Source organism: Blautia sp. OF09-25XD (assembly GCF_003482095.1).
Taxonomy (GTDB): Bacteria; Bacillota; Clostridia; order Lachnospirales; family Lachnospiraceae; genus Fusicatenibacter; species Fusicatenibacter saccharivorans.
On the sequence record NZ_QUMG01000002.1, the window covers coordinates 188,200 to 203,744 of the forward strand.

The 15,545-nt window shown below is 44.0% G+C and carries 15 protein-coding genes and 1 pseudogene; all 16 read left to right on the plus strand.

Annotation, left to right across the window (positions count from 1 at the left end; translation table 11 throughout):
* Positions 1-379: 379 nt before the first annotated feature.
* The 16 genes and pseudogenes from DXA93_RS02835 (at position 380) to DXA93_RS02915 (ending at position 15,503) form a co-directional block, all read left to right on the plus strand.
* Positions 380-847: an NfeD family protein gene (locus DXA93_RS02835; protein ID WP_118667016.1), complete on the plus strand. Its 468-nt coding sequence runs from the start codon at positions 380-382 to the stop codon at positions 845-847.
* Positions 844-1,812 (plus strand): SPFH domain-containing protein, encoded by a 969-nt coding sequence (locus DXA93_RS02840; RefSeq protein WP_117510131.1) that lies wholly within the window; start codon positions 844-846, stop codon positions 1,810-1,812. Before DXA93_RS02835 ends, DXA93_RS02840 begins: the two co-directional genes overlap by 4 nt.
* 355 nt (positions 1,813-2,167) lie before the next feature.
* A complete protein-coding gene (gene argF / locus DXA93_RS02845) occupies positions 2,168-3,157 on the plus strand; it encodes an ornithine carbamoyltransferase (protein WP_117801611.1) in 990 nt (329 codons plus the stop codon).
* A 166-nt stretch (positions 3,158-3,323) separates the two neighbouring features.
* A complete protein-coding gene (locus DXA93_RS02850; protein WP_119207703.1) occupies positions 3,324-4,316 on the plus strand; it encodes a biotin--[acetyl-CoA-carboxylase] ligase in 993 nt (330 codons plus the stop codon).
* Positions 4,317-4,349: 33 nt separating this feature from the next.
* Positions 4,350-4,733, plus strand: coding sequence for a DUF6145 family protein (locus tag DXA93_RS02855; RefSeq protein WP_117510128.1), 384 nt, complete (start codon positions 4,350-4,352; stop codon positions 4,731-4,733).
* Positions 4,723-5,721, plus strand: coding sequence for a tRNA dihydrouridine synthase DusB (dusB, locus tag DXA93_RS02860; protein WP_242991169.1), 999 nt, complete (start codon positions 4,723-4,725; stop codon positions 5,719-5,721). The genes DXA93_RS02855 and dusB overlap by 11 nt, the downstream gene beginning before the upstream one ends.
* A 119-nt stretch (positions 5,722-5,840) precedes the next feature.
* On the plus strand, positions 5,841-7,235 hold the full coding sequence (locus DXA93_RS02865) for an MATE family efflux transporter (protein ID WP_119207704.1): 1,395 nt from the start codon (positions 5,841-5,843) through the stop codon (positions 7,233-7,235).
* Positions 7,236-7,467: 232 nt separating this feature from the next.
* Complete coding sequence (gene greA / locus DXA93_RS02870; RefSeq protein ID WP_022461080.1) at positions 7,468-7,950, plus strand: transcription elongation factor GreA; 483 nt, start codon at positions 7,468-7,470, stop codon at positions 7,948-7,950.
* Positions 7,951-7,979: 29 nt separating this feature from the next.
* Positions 7,980-10,016 carry a lysine--tRNA ligase gene (lysS, locus tag DXA93_RS02875; protein WP_119207705.1) on the plus strand — a complete coding sequence of 679 codons (2,037 nt, stop codon included), beginning with the start codon at positions 7,980-7,982 and terminating at the stop codon, positions 10,014-10,016.
* A 234-nt stretch (positions 10,017-10,250) separates the two neighbouring features.
* Positions 10,251-10,436 carry a DUF6440 family protein gene (locus DXA93_RS02885; RefSeq protein WP_055267402.1) on the plus strand — a complete coding sequence of 62 codons (186 nt, stop codon included), beginning with the start codon at positions 10,251-10,253 and terminating at the stop codon, positions 10,434-10,436.
* A 47-nt stretch (positions 10,437-10,483) separates the two neighbouring features.
* The gene (locus DXA93_RS02890) at positions 10,484-10,852 is read left to right on the plus strand and encodes a nuclear transport factor 2 family protein (protein ID WP_118697399.1); all 369 of its coding nucleotides are present in this window, start codon (positions 10,484-10,486) and stop codon (positions 10,850-10,852) included.
* Positions 10,853-11,283: 431 nt separating this feature from the next.
* A complete protein-coding gene (locus DXA93_RS02895) occupies positions 11,284-11,997 on the plus strand; it encodes a lantibiotic protection ABC transporter ATP-binding protein (protein WP_044999424.1) in 714 nt (237 codons plus the stop codon).
* Complete coding sequence (locus DXA93_RS02900; protein WP_004853398.1) at positions 11,990-12,721, plus strand: lantibiotic immunity ABC transporter MutE/EpiE family permease subunit; 732 nt, start codon at positions 11,990-11,992, stop codon at positions 12,719-12,721. The genes DXA93_RS02895 and DXA93_RS02900 overlap by 8 nt, the downstream gene beginning before the upstream one ends.
* Before the next feature lies 1 nt (position 12,722).
* Complete coding sequence (locus DXA93_RS02905) at positions 12,723-13,463, plus strand: lantibiotic immunity ABC transporter MutG family permease subunit (protein WP_055040007.1); 741 nt, start codon at positions 12,723-12,725, stop codon at positions 13,461-13,463.
* A gap of 14 nt (positions 13,464-13,477) precedes the next feature.
* Positions 13,478-14,140 (plus strand): response regulator transcription factor, encoded by a 663-nt coding sequence (locus DXA93_RS02910; RefSeq protein WP_015512795.1) that lies wholly within the window; start codon positions 13,478-13,480, stop codon positions 14,138-14,140.
* A pseudogene (locus DXA93_RS02915) lies at positions 14,128-15,503 on the plus strand (sensor histidine kinase). Before DXA93_RS02910 ends, DXA93_RS02915 begins: the two are co-directional and overlap by 13 nt.
* Positions 15,504-15,545: the final 42 nt, after the last annotated feature.

A 15,545-nucleotide genomic window follows, 5' to 3' on the forward strand; every position in this document is an offset into this window, starting at 1 on the left:
CAATGTATCTGGCGAAGGAAGAGATGACATATGAAGGAAAAAATGTTTCTGTGGTCAGAAAGCTGCTGAAACAGTATGGGTCAGATCCGTTTGTTCGAAAAACCCTGACGATACGGAATTGCCTGCATTACGCAGTTCAAATCAAATCGGTATTCTGGAAACTATTGAGCTTCACCCTCGTATTATTTTTACGTATTCACGCATATGGTTTTTTGTCAGCTATCCTCGTTTTCATGTCCCGGCTTGGAATTGACAGTCTGTAGATGATTCCTGACAAATCTTTCTTTTTTCTGAATGTTTTTAACTTTGCTTGTTATTTTTTCATCATTATAGTATGATGAATACAACAGCCAATTTTTTCAGAAAGGGGGAAAAACGCATGGGTATTACAGCTTACCTGCCGGTTTACTGGCTGATCGCACTCGTCATTTTTTTAGTGATTGAGGCAGCAACACTTGGCCTTGCGACGATCTGGTTTGCAGGTGGGGCGCTTGTTGCTTTGATCGCTGCCATGTGCGGAGCCGGGATTGTAATTCAGATTGTACTGTTTCTTGTTGTATCGCTGGTACTTCTGTTTTTTACACGTCCGCTCGCCGTTCGCTTTCTGAATAAGGATACACTGAAGACGAACGTGGACCGTGTGGTTGGCATGGAAGGAGTCGTGACGGAAGAAATCTCCAATCTTGCGGGAACCGGAAAGGTTTCGCTTGGAGGGAACATGTGGACTGCGCGTACAGAGAACGAAGGAGGTGCGATTCCCGTGGATGCAGTCGTTACGGTGCTCCGTGTGGAAGGCGTCAAGCTGATTGTAAAGGTCAAAGAAAAAGAAGGAGGAAATGAAACATGAGTGGTGGAGGAGTTGCAGGAATTTTATTGATTTTGCTTCTTGTGGTTGCATTGTTTATCGCAGCATCGTGTGTGAAAATTGTACCGCAGGCTAGTGCTTACGTGGTAGAGAGCCTTGGAAAATACAAGGACACCTGGGCAACCGGTCTTCATTTTAAGGTTCCGTTTATCGAGCGTGTAGCGATTCGCGTAAACCTGAAAGAGCAGGTGGTGGATTTCCCGCCGCAGCCGGTTATCACAAAAGATAATGTTACGATGCAGATTGATACCGTTGTATTCTTCCAGATTACCGATCCGAAGCTGTTTGCATACGGTGTTGTCAATCCGCTGATGGCAATTGAAAACCTGACGGCAACAACGCTTCGAAATATCATTGGAGATCTGGAGCTCGATGAAACGCTGACATCCCGTGAGATCATCAACACGAAGATGCAGGCTGCGCTTGATATCGCGACCGATCCGTGGGGAATTAAAGTAAACCGTGTCGAGCTGAAAAACATTATGCCTCCGGCAGCCATCCAGGAAGCAATGGAGAAACAGATGAAGGCAGAGCGTGAACGCCGTGAAGCAATCCTGATTGCAGAAGGAGAGAAAAAATCGACCATCCTTGTTGCCGAAGGTAAAAAACAGTCGGCCATCCTCGATGCAGAGGCTGAAAAACAGGCGGCGATTCTTCGTGCAGAGGCAGAAAAAGAGAAACGGATCCGTGAGGCAGAAGGCCAGGCAGAGGCAATCCTCAAAGTACAGCAGGCAAATGCCGATGGTATCCGTGCGATCAAAGAAGCAGGTGCGGACGATGCCGTTCTTACCTTAAAGAGCCTTGAGGCACTTGGCGTTCTGGCAAATGGAAAGGCAACAAAGATTGTTGTTCCGTCCGATCTGCAGGGACTGGCAAGTCTGGCTACCACATTCAAAGGTATTGTGGAGGAGCAGAAAGTGCCGGCAGGAAAAGAAGTGCAGAAGTAAAATAGAGATAAATCGATAAGAAAAAGAGAATTCTCCCACAGAAAGCGTGATGCCGGATGTGGGAGATTTTTCATGGACAGCGAACAAAAGTCCGCAGTTACAAGAGCCCCCGGTGACAGCCGTGATAACGGGAAAAATGGAAAGAGAGTGTTTTTAAAGTGCATAAAAATGCATATTATATGAATAATATAAAGAAAATACGTAAAAATATACATTTTCCTCTTGACAGATGAACAGGTCTGTTTCATAATAGAGACTATTCAAGGAAACCAAGGGGCAAAAAACTTTTTGACCCAACATCACAGTATAGGAAATAATAAAATACACCATATGCAGATATAAGGAGGAACAAGCCATGGATTTAAAAGGACGCGATTTTCTGACATTGAAAGATTTTACACCGGAAGAGATTGCCTATCTGCTGGATCTGTCCGCAGAGCTGAAGGAGAAGAAAAAGAAAGGCATTCCGGTGGATACCCTGCGCGGTAAAAACGTTGCACTGATCTTCGAGAAAACCAGCACCAGAACCCGCTGTTCCTTCGAGGTAGCTGCACATGATCTCGGTATGGGAACAACGTATCTGGATCCGACCGGTTCCCAGATCGGCAAAAAAGAGAGCATTAAAGATACAGCCCGCGTTCTTGCCGGTATGTATGAGGGAATTGAATACCGTGGATTTGGTCAGGAGATTGTAGAAGAACTGGCAAAATATTCCAAAGTCCCGGTATGGAACGGACTGACGAACGAGTACCACCCGACCCAGATGCTCGCCGATATGCTGACAATCCAGGAAGAGTTCGGCCACTTAAAAGGCATCAAACTCGTTTACATGGGCGACGCCCGCTACAATATGGGAAATTCCCTGATGATTGCATCTGCCAAGATGGGAATGGATTTTGTGGCCTGTGCACCGAAGAAATACTTCCCGAACGCAGAGCTTGTGGCTCAGTGTGAGGAGTATGCAAAGGAGAGCGGTGCAACCATCACCCTCACCGAGGACGTAAAAGAAGGAACAAAAGATGCCGATGTTATCTATACCGATGTCTGGGTATCTATGGGTGAGCCGGACAGCGTATGGGAGGAGAGAATCCACGATCTGACTCCGTACCGTGTCACAAAAGAAGCAATGGCAAATGCAAAAGATACCGCCGTATTCCTGCACTGCCTGCCGTCCTTCCACGATCTGAAAACAAAGATCGGAAAAGAGATCCACGAACGCTACGGCCTGAATGAGATGGAAGTAACCGATGAAGTATTTGAATCTGCGCAGTCGAGAGTATTCGAAGAAGCAGAGAACCGTATGCATACGATCAAAGCAGTTATGGCAGCGACCCTCGGAGCATAAAGTTTTGGGTGGAAAAACCGGAATAGACTGTGTATAATAGAATAACGAAGAAACACGCACAGCAGCGCTGCGGAAAACTCTTCCGCAGCGCTGCTGTTGATTTTCGAAATGCATAAAGCGTGCTTCTTATAGTCAGAAAGCAACACAGGGAGTGTGATAATACGATATGCTGGAAAATAAGAGAGCCGAGACGCTGCGTCTTCTGCGGGAATCCGGAAAAAATGTTTCCGGACAGGAGCTGTGTGAACATTTTGGGATTTCCCGCACCGCAGTATGGAAGATGATGAATCAGTTGAAGGAAGAGGGATACGAGATTGAAGCCGTTCAGAATAAGGGATACCGTCTGTTAAATGAGCCGGATCTCGTAACGAAGGATGAGCTGGAAAGCCGCACGCATACGAAATATGTCGGACAGACGGTTTATTACAGCCGTGAGGTGGATTCGACAAACACGTGGGCGAAGCGGTTGGCGGAAGAGGGTGCGCCGAACGGCACACTGACAACGGCCGAGACGCAGACTGCCGGAAAAGGCCGCCGTGGCAGAGTCTGGAAATCGCCGGAGGGAACTTCCGTTTCGATGTCGATTCTGCTGTACCCGGATCTTGAGCCGGCCAAAGCACCGATGCTGACGATTGTAATGGGACTTGCCGTAGTGCAGGGTGTGCAAAGAGCGCTCGGTATCGATACGAAAATCAAATGGCCGAACGACGCGGTGCTGAATGGGAAAAAGCTCTGTGGTATCCTGACAGAGATGAGCGCACAGATTGATTACATCAATTATGTTGTCATCGGAACCGGAATCAATGTCAATCAGATGGAATTTCCGGAAGAAATCGCGGAGATTGCGACCTCACTGGCGATAGAAATGGGTCATCCCGTCAACCGGGCGAAAGTGGTCGCAGCAGTGCTGGAGGCATTTGAGGAGGACTATGAAAAATTCCTGGAAGCAGGGGATCTCTCCGGGCTGAAGGAAGCATATGAGGCTGTGCTTGCAAACAAAGACCAGCCGGTGCGTGTACTCGATCCGAAGGAACCGTTCGAGGGCGTTGCACTTGGCATCACGCCGACCGGTGAGCTGCGCGTGCAAAAAGAGGACGGAACGATCGTTGAGGTGCATTCCGGCGAGGTTTCGGTGCGAGGCTTATACAGCTACGTATAGAGAGACCGGAAAAAGGAAGAGAAAGGAAAAATCATGTATTCAGATAATGAAAAAGTAGTGCTTTGCGGAGCAAGTGCATACGAACAGAAATATTATTTTAACCAGGATTTTGCATCCCTGCCACAGTCTGTGCAGGATGAGCTTCATGTTATGTGTGTTATGTTTACGGTGGAAATCGGCGGTATTTTTACCATGTGGTTTGACAGCGACGGAAGTCTGCAGTTTGAGACAGAGGCTGTAGACGCGGATGCGATGTATGACGAGATCGGCGGCGCTCTTCGGATTAAGCAGTATCAGGAAGAAAAAAAGGAGCTGCTGGAATCACTGGAGCTGTATTATCGTGTCTTCTTCCTCGGTGAGGAGGTGCCGGAGGAGGCGCTGATGGAAGAGGACGGAGAGAAGCCGAATGGAAAATAAGAAACGTACACTGCAAAAGATGCCGCCGCTGAAAATCGGAAACGTGGAGATGCCAAACCCACTCGTGCTTGCACCGATGGCGGGGGTGACGGATCTGCCGTTTCGTGTTCTGTGCAAGGAGCAGGGCGCGGGCCTGATCTGTATGGAAATGGTGAGCGCGAAGGCAATTTTATATAAGAATAAAAATACCGAGGATCTGATGACGATCGATCCGGGTGAGCATCCGGTGTCCCTGCAGCTTTTCGGCAGTGATCCGGAGATTTTGGGGCAGATTGCCGCTCAGATCGAAGAAAGGCCGTTTGATATTCTGGATTTTAACATGGGCTGTCCGGTGCCAAAGGTTGTCAATAACGGCGAAGGCTCGGCCCTTATGAAGGATCCGCATCTGGTGAGGGAAATCGTGACAAGCATGGTAAAGGCAGTGAAAAAGCCTGTAACCGTAAAGATTCGAAAGGGCTTTAACGAAGAATCGGCGAATGCTGTGGAAATTGCGAAGATCCTCGAGGACTGCGGAGTGGCCGCAATTGCGGTTCATGGAAGAACGAGAGCGCAGTTTTATTCCGGAAAAGCAGACTGGGATATCATCCGCCGGGTAAAAGAGGCAGTCTCGATTCCGGTTATCGGAAACGGCGATGTGACAGATGCGGCGAGTGCCGAGGCACTGGTGGAGCAGACCGGCTGTGACGGAATCATGATCGGACGCGGCGCGGAAGGAAATCCGTGGATTTTTAAACAGATTCTTCATTATATGGAAACAGGCGAAACGCTTGCAAGGCCGACCCAGCATGAGGTAAAAGAAATGATGCTCCGCCATGCACGGATGCAGGTGGAATACAAAGGCGGCGCGATCGGCATCCGCGAGATGCGCAAGCATGTTGCATGGTATACGGCAGGCTTTCCGCATTCGGCAAAGCTGCGCGCGGCGATCAATCAGGTGGAGAGCCTGCAGGCGCTGGAACAGATGCTGAATGAGTGGGAACGAGGATAAAAACAAGTCAAAAAGGTACCTATGATATGCCAATATTGATATATCATGGGTGCTTTTTTTATGCTATACTGATAAACAGAGGTATTGGGACAAAAAATACAAAAGAGGGAGTGTAGTGTATGACTATGAAGGAACTTTTCGCACCGTCCGACATGACGGTGGGAAAGCCGTGGGAAAAGATTGTAGCTTTTACAATCCCTATGCTGATCGGCAACATTGCCCAGCAGCTCTACAACACGGTTGACAGTATTGTAATCGGAAAATATGTCGGGGACAATGCGCTTGCGGCAGTTGGAAGCGCCAGCCCGATCTTAAACCTGCTTCTGGTTCTGTTCGTCGGAATTTCCGTCGGCGCCGGCGTCATGGTGTCGCAGTATTTTGGGGCAAAACAAAGAAAAGAGCTTTCGATGACGATCGGAAACTGCGTCACGCTGACAGCAATTTCTTCCATCATTATTATGATTCTGGGAGCCGTCCTCTCAAGGCCGCTGCTGGAAATGCTGAAAACACCGGATTCCATCATCGACTGGTGTACCTCGTATCTGGTGATCCTGATGGTGGGCTGTGCCGGCAGTGCGTACTATAACATTCTATGTGGTATCCTTCGCGGACTCGGCGATTCGATTTCGGCGCTGATTTATCTGCTGGTGGCAACGGTCATCAACATTGTATTGGATATTGTATTCGTTTCCCAGTTCCACATGGGCGTTGCCGGAGTTGCATACGCGACCGTGATTGCGCAGGCAATTTCTGCAGTACTCTGCATGTGGCGTCTGATGCGTATGACCGACATTTTTGATTTCAGGCCCAAATACCTGAAAATGAAAAAACAGTATTCGATGGAAATTATCCGCCTTGGTCTGCCGTCCGGTATTACCCAGGCGATCTTCTCCATGGCGATGGTTATCGTACAGTCGCTGACCAACAGCTTCGGTGAAATGGTTATCGCCGCGAATGTTATCATCATGCGTGTCGATGGCTTTGCAATGATGCCGAACTTTTCGTTTGGTACCGCGATGACAACGTATGCCGGTCAGAATGTCGGTGCACGCCGTATGGACCGCGTAGAGCAGGGCGCAAAACAGGGAACACTGATTGCTGTCGGAACCTCAACGACCATTACCCTTTTAATTGTTATTTTCGGCCATCATCTGATGGGAATCTTTACGAATACCACAGAGCTCGTAACATTAAGTGCCAATATGATGAAGATCCTTGCGGTCGGTTATATTGCCATGGCAATAACACAGTCGCTTTCCGGCGTCATGCGTGGAGCAGGCGATACGATGACCCCGATGTGGATTTCGATGGTTGTTACTGTTGTCATCCGTGTGCCGCTGGCGTACGGTCTGGCCTTTCTGACCAGAACGCCGGAGCTGCCAAACGGACGATATCAGGTACTCTGGATTTCCATGCTGGTAAGCTGGTGCATGGGTGCGCTTCTGACGCTGATTTTCTATAAAAAAGGAAACTGGAAAAAGAAGGCACTGACAGGAAGTGCCTCCGAAAAATAAAGGAAAAATAAGAGAAAGATGCAGGAAGGATTTGTGAAAAAGAAAATCTTTCCTGCGTTTCTTTTTTTCTTGACATTCCGTGGGCAATCCTTTATACTACTTTAATTGTTAGGATAGGCGGAGTCTATCCTTATTTCAACCGGGAATACTGAAAATACAGCGCATTTCCGGAGAGTTTACAGAATAAAATCAGATATGACTGGATACAGAAACGATAGAAAGGGTGTATAAAATGGAACAGAAAAAAACGATTCTTACCTATGCCGGCCTGAAAAAACTGGAGGACGAGCTTCATGATCTCAAAGTAAACAAACGTAGAGAAATTGCCGGTAAAATCAAAGAAGCAAGAGAGCAGGGAGACCTTTCCGAGAACGCCGAGTACGATGCAGCCAAAGATGAGCAGCGTGACATCGAGGCAAGAATTGAAGAGATCGAAAAAATCCTGAAAAACGCAGAGGTTGTTGTTGAGGACGAAGTAGATTCTGATAAGATCAATATTGGATGTAAAGTAGACGTACTGGATCTGGAGTATGACGAAGAAATCGAGTTCCAGATCGTTGGTTCCACCGAGGCAAACAGCCTGGAAGGAAAAATTTCCAATGAGTCTCCGGTAGGAAAAGCTCTGATCGGCGCGCACAAGGATGATATTGTCGATGTAGAAACACCGGCCGGAATTATGCAGTACAAAGTACTTTCTATCCAGAGAAATATCTAATAAAATACAAAGAAAAGGGAGTGAAGAGATTGGCACAGCAGACACAGGAACAGGACATTAACCACTTACTGAAGGTTCGCCGCGAGAAACTTGCAGAGCTGCAGCAGAACGGAAGAGACCCGTTCCAGATTACAAAGTTCGATCAGACACATCATTCGCTTGAGGTGAAAGGTCTTTACGAGGCACATGAGACTGAGCTGTTAAAAGACCGCCAGGAGCCGAACGTAGAGGGAATGGATGAGGAGCAGGCGAAAGAAGCTCTTAAGAAGGATTACGAAGAGAGAAGAAATATCATGGACGCAAGCCCGATCCATGTGGCAATTGCAGGACGTATGATGTTTAAGAGAGTCATGGGCAAGGCCTCTTTCTGCAATATTCAGGATTTACAGGGAAACATCCAGGTATACGTTGCAAGAGATGCGATCGGAACAGAGTCTTACGCTGATTTTAAAAAATCTGATATCGGTGATATCTTCGGAGTGGAAGGATTTGCTTTCAGAACAAGAACAGGTGAGATTTCTATCCATGCAGAGAAAGTGACACTCCTCTCCAAGAGCTTACAGATCCTCCCGGAGAAGTTCCACGGTCTGACAGATGTAGATACCCGTTACCGTCAGAGATATGTAGACCTGATCATGAATGCAGAGTCTAAAGATACCTTTATCAAGCGTTCCAAGATTCTCAGTGCGATCCGCAAGTACTTAAGCGGAGAAGGATTCATGGAAGTTGAGACTCCAATGCTTGTACAGAACGCAGGTGGAGCAGCAGCAAGACCGTTCGAGACACATTTCAATGCCCTGAACGAAGATCTGAAGCTTCGTATTTCCCTGGAGCTGTACCTGAAGAGACTGATCGTCGGAGGACTCGAGAAGGTATATGAGATCGGACGTGTATTCCGTAATGAGGGTCTTGATACAAGACATAACCCGGAGTTCACTCTGATGGAGCTTTACCAGGCATTTACAGATTACCACGGCATGATGGATCTGACAGAGAACCTGTATCGTTTTGTCGCACAGGAAGTGCTCGGAACGACACAGATCGTATACAAAGGAATCCCGATGGATCTCGGTAAGCCGTTCGAGCGTATCACAATGGTTGACGCAGTGAAGAAATACGCAGGCGTTGACTGGAATGAAGTTGAGACTCTGGAGCAGGCAAGAGAACTTGCAAAAGAGCATCATATTGAGTTTGAAGAGAGACATAAAAAAGGTGATATCCTGAATCTCTTCTTTGAGGAGTTTGTAGAGGAGCATCTGCTTCAGCCGACGTTCGTTATGGACCACCCGGTTGAGATCTCGCCGCTGACGAAGAAAAAGCCAGAGAATCCGGAATATGTAGAGCGTTTCGAGTTCTTCATGAATGGATGGGAAATGGCAAATGCTTACTCTGAGCTGAACGACCCGATCGACCAGAGAGAACGTTTTAAAGCCCAGGAAGAACTGCTTGCCCAGGGCGATGATGAAGCCAATACAACAGATGAAGACTTCATGAACGCACTGGAGATCGGTATGCCGCCGACCGGTGGTATTGGATTCGGCATTGACCGTATGTGTATGCTTCTGACAGGAGCTGAGGCAATCAGAGACGTGCTGCTCTTCCCGACAATGAAGTCCTTGAATGATGTAAACAAGGGCAATGATGTAAAAAATCAGCCTGTCGAGGAAATGAAAGCAGAGCCTGAAAAGATTGATTTCTCTAAGGTAAAGATTGAGCCTTTATTTGAGGAAGCAGTTGATTTTGACACATTCTCAAAGTCAGATTTCAGAGCCGTTAAGGTAAAAGAATGTGTAGCAGTACCGAAGTCAAAGAAGCTGTTGCAGTTTACCCTTGATGACGGAACAGACACAGACCGCACCATTTTAAGCGGTATTCACGCATATTACGAGCCGGAAGAGCTTGTAGGTAAGACACTTATCGCTATCACAAATCTTCCTCCTCGTGCTATGATGGGTATTGACTCTTGCGGTATGCTCCTCTCCGCTATTCACGAAGAAGAAGGCGAAGAAAAGCTCCATCTGCTTATGGTTGATGACCACATCCCGGCAGGCGCAAAGCTGTATTAAACTGATGTAACGATGTACCGTTTAACCAAATAGACGGGACGTACTTCATTTGATAAAAAACTAAAAAAACAGCGATTTACATCAAACTTACATCAATTGATGCAGAAATCGGTGCAAGCAAGAGAAAATCGCATAATTAGTGCAATGAGTGGGCAATTCCAATCGGAGTTGCCCATTTTCTAAAATGAATGGAAATGCAAATCGGTATTTAATGCTTAACGAGGAGGAATAAACATGGCGAAGAAAGAAGAAAGATTTGAAGTTATATTTAGAGATGGAAGTTCGCTTAAAGATGAAGGGATTCGACAAATTCTTGTAGATAAGGAGACTGGAGTTAATTATCTTTGTTGGAAATCTGGATACGGGGCTGGTATTACACCTCTTCTGGATTCTGAAGGAAAAGTCATAGTTACTAAGTAAAATTAAAGTTTGTAGAATTAAGAAAATCGGGATTTGTGGAGGATAATATGAAAGTAGATGTCATTAAGAAATATTTTCAGTCTTGGTTAGATAACGATGTTGAGATTGTAAAACAGACTTTTTCTGAAAATGCTTTGTATAGTGAATGCTATGGACCTGAATATCATGGCTTACCACAAATTGTAACATGGTTTGAAAATTGGAATAATAAGGGACAAGTATTGGAATGGACAATCAAACGAATATTCGAGCAAAACCAAACGTTAATTGTTGAATGGTACTTCAGATGTAATTATGATGGTAAGATAGATGGCTTTGATGGTGTTACAATAGCAGATTTTGATAAGGATATGAAAATATTAAAATTATGTGAATTTCAGTCGAAGGCAGAACACTACTATCCATATGAATCATGATCTAAATTCAAGTTTGTAGGGCAGATAAGCTGTTTATTTGAGTAGAAAAAAGAATTACAATTAATAACGCGGTGCGGGATTTTGATATCCAGTACCGGCGTTATTGATTCTACAGGGGCTTGGGGGTGTAGCCACCAAATATACTATTCGTTTTCTGCTTCGGCAAGTTTGTTAAGGATCCACTCCCGATTGATAACAATGTCCTCATCATCGCGGAGATCCTTGAAATCATTGCAGTGTGAAGAAGCAAATTCATACATATTGTCAATGTCAACTGCACCAGTGATCTTACCCTTATTAATGATGGTTTATTCCATACGAGAATAAAAATAGAGTAGACGAATTATTTAGCAATCTTCATCAAATCTTTATTTTTTTCTGTTAGGTTATATTTCAGTAAGAAATGAAATATGGAAGGAAGGATAGTAAAGATGGAAATGATGTTGCAGACACAAAATTTGTGTAAATATTTTAGAAAGCAGAAAGCGGTAAATAATGTTTCACTTAATATAGAAAAGAAACAGATTTATGGACTGCTTGGACCGAATGGTGCGGGAAAATCTACCACATTGAAAATGTTGACTGGTATGATGAAACCAACTGCAGGAAAGATTTACTTTGATGGAAAACTTTTGGATAGGAAAGATTTATCAAAAATAGGAGCGTTAATTGAAAATCCGCCTATTTATGAAAATCTTTCCGCCAGAGAGAATTTGAAGGTAAGACAATTATTGCTTGGTACAGATGAAAACAGAATTGATGAGGTCTTGCAGATTGTATCACTTACAAACACCGGAAAGAAGAAAGCAGGACAGTTTTCTTTGGGAATGAAGCAAAGACTAGGCATTGCAATGGCATTGCTTGGAGAACCGGAACTTTTGATATTGGATGAACCTACGAATGGATTAGATCCAATAGGCATCGAGGAATTACGAGAGCTGATCCGGTCTTTTCCGGAACAGGGAATCACTGTAATTCTCTCCAGTCATATTCTCTCAGAGGTACAGTTACTTGCAGATAAAGTCGGGATTATTTCAGGTGGAATCTTAGGATACGAAGGAGCATTAAAGCAGGGAGATAATCTTGAAGATTTGTTTATGAATGTGGTAAGAAAAAACCAGAAAGCAGGTGAAATCCATGGTTAATATTATAAAAGCAGAACATCAAAAAGCCAAAAGAACCATGCGAAAAAAGTTTATCTGGGGATTTCCTCTTCTTACATTTGTCATGGCATTTATATTTACTCTTGGGATGACAAATGCTTATGCAGAAAGTGTTTGGAACTGGTGGTATACACTTTTGCTGCCGGGGATGATTGCTCTATTTTGTTATCTTTCTGTGGCGCAGGAGAAAAAGATAAAATACTATCATTTAATGACTATTCCCACGGATAGAAGAAAATTGTTGCTGGGGAAAATTATTTATATTGGGTACATGATTTTGTTTTCTAATGTGATTGTGTTTGCAGGAGCAACGCTTGGAGGCTTTCTTCTAACGACACATGTTCCAGTTGGAGGAGCGTTGATTGCAGTATTGTTTCTGACGGTTTCTGAGTTATGGGAGATTCCGGTAGCTTTATTTTTAAGTGAACGATTTGGAATGATTGTAAACCTGTTCGTCTGCCTGTTTATTACCGTCAGCGGTGTGGTAATATCACAAACCAGAATCTGGTATGTACTTGTTTCTGCAATCCCTATGCGAATGATGTGCCCGTTGCTTCATGTTTTACCAAATGGACTTGCCGCAGAAGCAGGGAATCCTCTTTTGGATACGGGAGTCATTGTTCCGGGAATGTGTCTCTCAATCATCTGGTTTGTTTTTGTAACGGTTCTGTTTTTGAAATGGTTTGAGAGAAGAGAGGTGAAATAAGATGATTGGAAGATCTCTTAATGCAGACTTGCGAAAGATGAAAGGAACATCTGTGATTCTGGCACACTTACTGATTCCGATTATAACCAGCGTTATATTTTTAATATATTACTTTTTTTCACCATGGAATGAAAATATGAAAGTGATTGCATTTTATCAGGCAATAGGAGCAGGACTTCCGGTACTTATTGGAATTTTTACAGCAAGTGTGATGGAACAAGAACAAAATGCAGGTAATTTTCAAAACCTGTTGTCTTTACCGGATAAACCTGCAGCATTTTTATCGAAACTGTTGATGCTACTGGTTTTGTGTCTGTGCTCTATCCTATTGACAGCAATCATATTCGGAATTGGATTTGGAAGAATCGCATCAAGCGATATCGAAATCATGAAAGGATGTATATTTGCAGCATTGCTGCTGTGGGGAAGCAGTGTTCCACTTTATCTGTGGCAGCTGATTCTGGCTTTTCAGTTTGGAAAAGGGGTATCCATTGGAGCAGGGATTATATCAGGACTAATTAGTGCATTGATGCTTACCGGACTTGGAGATTATGTGTGGAAATATGTATTTGTCTGCTGGACGGGTAGAGTACCATATACTTATCTGCAATCTGTATTGGGAGAAACTAGTGTAGGTGAATGGTTGTCATTCATACCAGGTTGCTTAATATTTACAGGGATTAGTATGGTATACTATTTTTGGTGGGTAAACCACTGGGAAGGAAACAGAATATCGGAATAGAATCGAGGGAAACTATGGCAAAAATACTGGCAGTTGATGATGAACCGGCAATTCTGGAAATGATAGAAAGCATTTTGAATAAGGATGGACATCTGGTTACCAAAGTAAGTAATCCACTAAAAATTAATATGGAAGAATTACATCGTTATGACCTGATTTTACTGGACATTATGATGCCTGGAATTGATGGCTTCGAATTATGCAAAAGAATTAGGGCACTTGTGGATTGTCCGATTTTGTTTCTTACGGCAAAAACGGAGGAAAACAGTCTGGTAAACGGACTCTCTTTAGGAGCAGATGATTATATTTCAAAGCCATTTGGAGTGATGGAACTTCGGGCAAGGATCAATGCACATCTTAGAAGAGAGCACAGGGAACATTCTGTCCGGATGGTTTTAGGGAGAGTCTGCATTCAGATGTCTCAAAAGAAACTGTTGATGGATGATAAAGAACTTCCGTTTACGAAAGCAGAGTACGAAATCTGTGAATTTCTGGCTAAAAACAGAGGACAGGTTTTCTCGAAGGAACAGATATTGGAAGCGGTCTTTGGCTTTGACAATGAGAGTAATGACAGTACTATAATCACGCATATCAAAAATATAAGAGCAAAATTTGCGGATTATGATTATATGCCGATAAAAACAGTCTGGGGGATTGGATATAAATGGGAAGAGTAAAGAGAAGCAATGCACTCAGCAGGATTTTTATGAGATATGTACTGGTCATGCTTGGATCATTAGTTGGTTTGGTGATTGTTGCTTATCTGCTGCTGTGCCTTTTGATTAGTGTGGGCTGTATTTATCCGGCAAATTATGCAGAGCAAAAGATTAATGAAGCATATGATACGATTCTACGTGCAGATAAAGTGACTGCTGAGATGATTCCCGCACTTTGTGATTATGTAATCTTTTCAGAGAATGGAGAGAAAATAGGTGGAGATCTGTCAGAACAATACGAACAGATAGCATGGAATGTTGCAAAGTACGGAAACGCATCCGGGAAATATTTTTATAAAGTAATTGTAAGGGAAAATGAATATGTTGTATTGCAATATCGCCTGACACCTCAATATCATTCAGCTTTTTTGAGGGAGCATTTTATAGGACCACAGAATGTGATGAGTATTATGTCAGTGATTGGAGCGGTAGCGATTATCATCATTCCGTCCATACGTTTTGGAAAAAGAATCAAAAAGCAGATGCAGCCTGTATTAGACGCAATCAGACAAATAAAGGATCAAAATCTGGAATATGAGACATCCTGTTCCGGTATCAAAGAGTTTGATGACTGTTTATCGGCAATCGATGATATGCGAGATGCATTGCGAGAATCTTTAGAAAAGCAGTGGAAAACAGAGCAGGAAAAGAAACAACAGATGTCTGCTTTGGCGCATGATATTAAAACACCTCTTACGATTGTACGGGGAAATGCAGAACTACTTTCAGAGACTGAACTGACCACAGAACAGAAGAATAATATCACTTATGTTTTGAACGGCACAACACAGATACAAAGTTATGTAAAACAGTTGATAGATGTCACAAAATCATGGAATTGCAGTGATGTTATCTATACAACGGTGAGGTTAGAAGATTTTTTCGCAGATATAAAGGAACAGGCACTCGGACTGGTAGAAATCTATCACCAGAAGATAGATTGGAAGGCGGAACAAAGTGATAAAAAGGTAACGATTGCTTATGAGCCAATGTTCCGAGCCGTAATGAATGTGATTCAGAATGCAGTGGAGCATACAAAAGAAAATGGAATCATTTATATTGACGCAAAGGAGCAGGATGACCGGCTGACATTCATTGTGGAGGATAGCGGATCAGGATTTACAAAAGAAGCATTATTGCATGGCACAGAGCAGTTTTTTATGGATGACACAAGTAGAAATGGCGAAGCCCATTATGGGATGGGACTATTTTTGCAAAAACTGTGGCTGAAAAATATGGTGGAGGTATTAAACTTTCAAATTCTGAAAATACAGGTGGGGCGCGGGTAGAAATATTTTTCCTGAGTAGTCAAGAAACAAGCTAAATGAAAAGTCTAATCCCCCAGCATAGCTGGGGGATTAGACTT

Coding starts and splice junctions, on each gene's coding strand:
- DXA93_RS02850 (WP_119207703.1), top strand. CDS start 3,324: ATGCTGGAAAATAAGAGAGCCGAGACGCTGCGTCTTCTGCGGGAATCC.
- dusB (WP_242991169.1), top strand. CDS start 4,723: ATGGAAAATAAGAAACGTACACTGCAAAAGATGCCGCCGCTGAAAATC.
- greA (WP_022461080.1), top strand. CDS start 7,468: ATGGAACAGAAAAAAACGATTCTTACCTATGCCGGCCTGAAAAAACTG.
- DXA93_RS02885 (WP_055267402.1), top strand. CDS start 10,251: ATGGCGAAGAAAGAAGAAAGATTTGAAGTTATATTTAGAGATGGAAGT.
- DXA93_RS02840 (WP_117510131.1), top strand. CDS start 844: ATGAGTGGTGGAGGAGTTGCAGGAATTTTATTGATTTTGCTTCTTGTG.
- DXA93_RS02905 (WP_055040007.1), top strand. CDS start 12,723: ATGATTGGAAGATCTCTTAATGCAGACTTGCGAAAGATGAAAGGAACA.
- DXA93_RS02835 (WP_118667016.1), top strand. CDS start 380: ATGGGTATTACAGCTTACCTGCCGGTTTACTGGCTGATCGCACTCGTC.
- DXA93_RS02910 (WP_015512795.1), top strand. CDS start 13,478: ATGGCAAAAATACTGGCAGTTGATGATGAACCGGCAATTCTGGAAATG.
- DXA93_RS02895 (WP_044999424.1), top strand. CDS start 11,284: ATGGAAATGATGTTGCAGACACAAAATTTGTGTAAATATTTTAGAAAG.
- argF (WP_117801611.1), top strand. CDS start 2,168: ATGGATTTAAAAGGACGCGATTTTCTGACATTGAAAGATTTTACACCG.
- DXA93_RS02900 (WP_004853398.1), top strand. CDS start 11,990: ATGGTTAATATTATAAAAGCAGAACATCAAAAAGCCAAAAGAACCATG.
- DXA93_RS02855 (WP_117510128.1), top strand. CDS start 4,350: ATGTATTCAGATAATGAAAAAGTAGTGCTTTGCGGAGCAAGTGCATAC.
- DXA93_RS02890 (WP_118697399.1), top strand. CDS start 10,484: ATGAAAGTAGATGTCATTAAGAAATATTTTCAGTCTTGGTTAGATAAC.
- DXA93_RS02865 (WP_119207704.1), top strand. CDS start 5,841: ATGACTATGAAGGAACTTTTCGCACCGTCCGACATGACGGTGGGAAAG.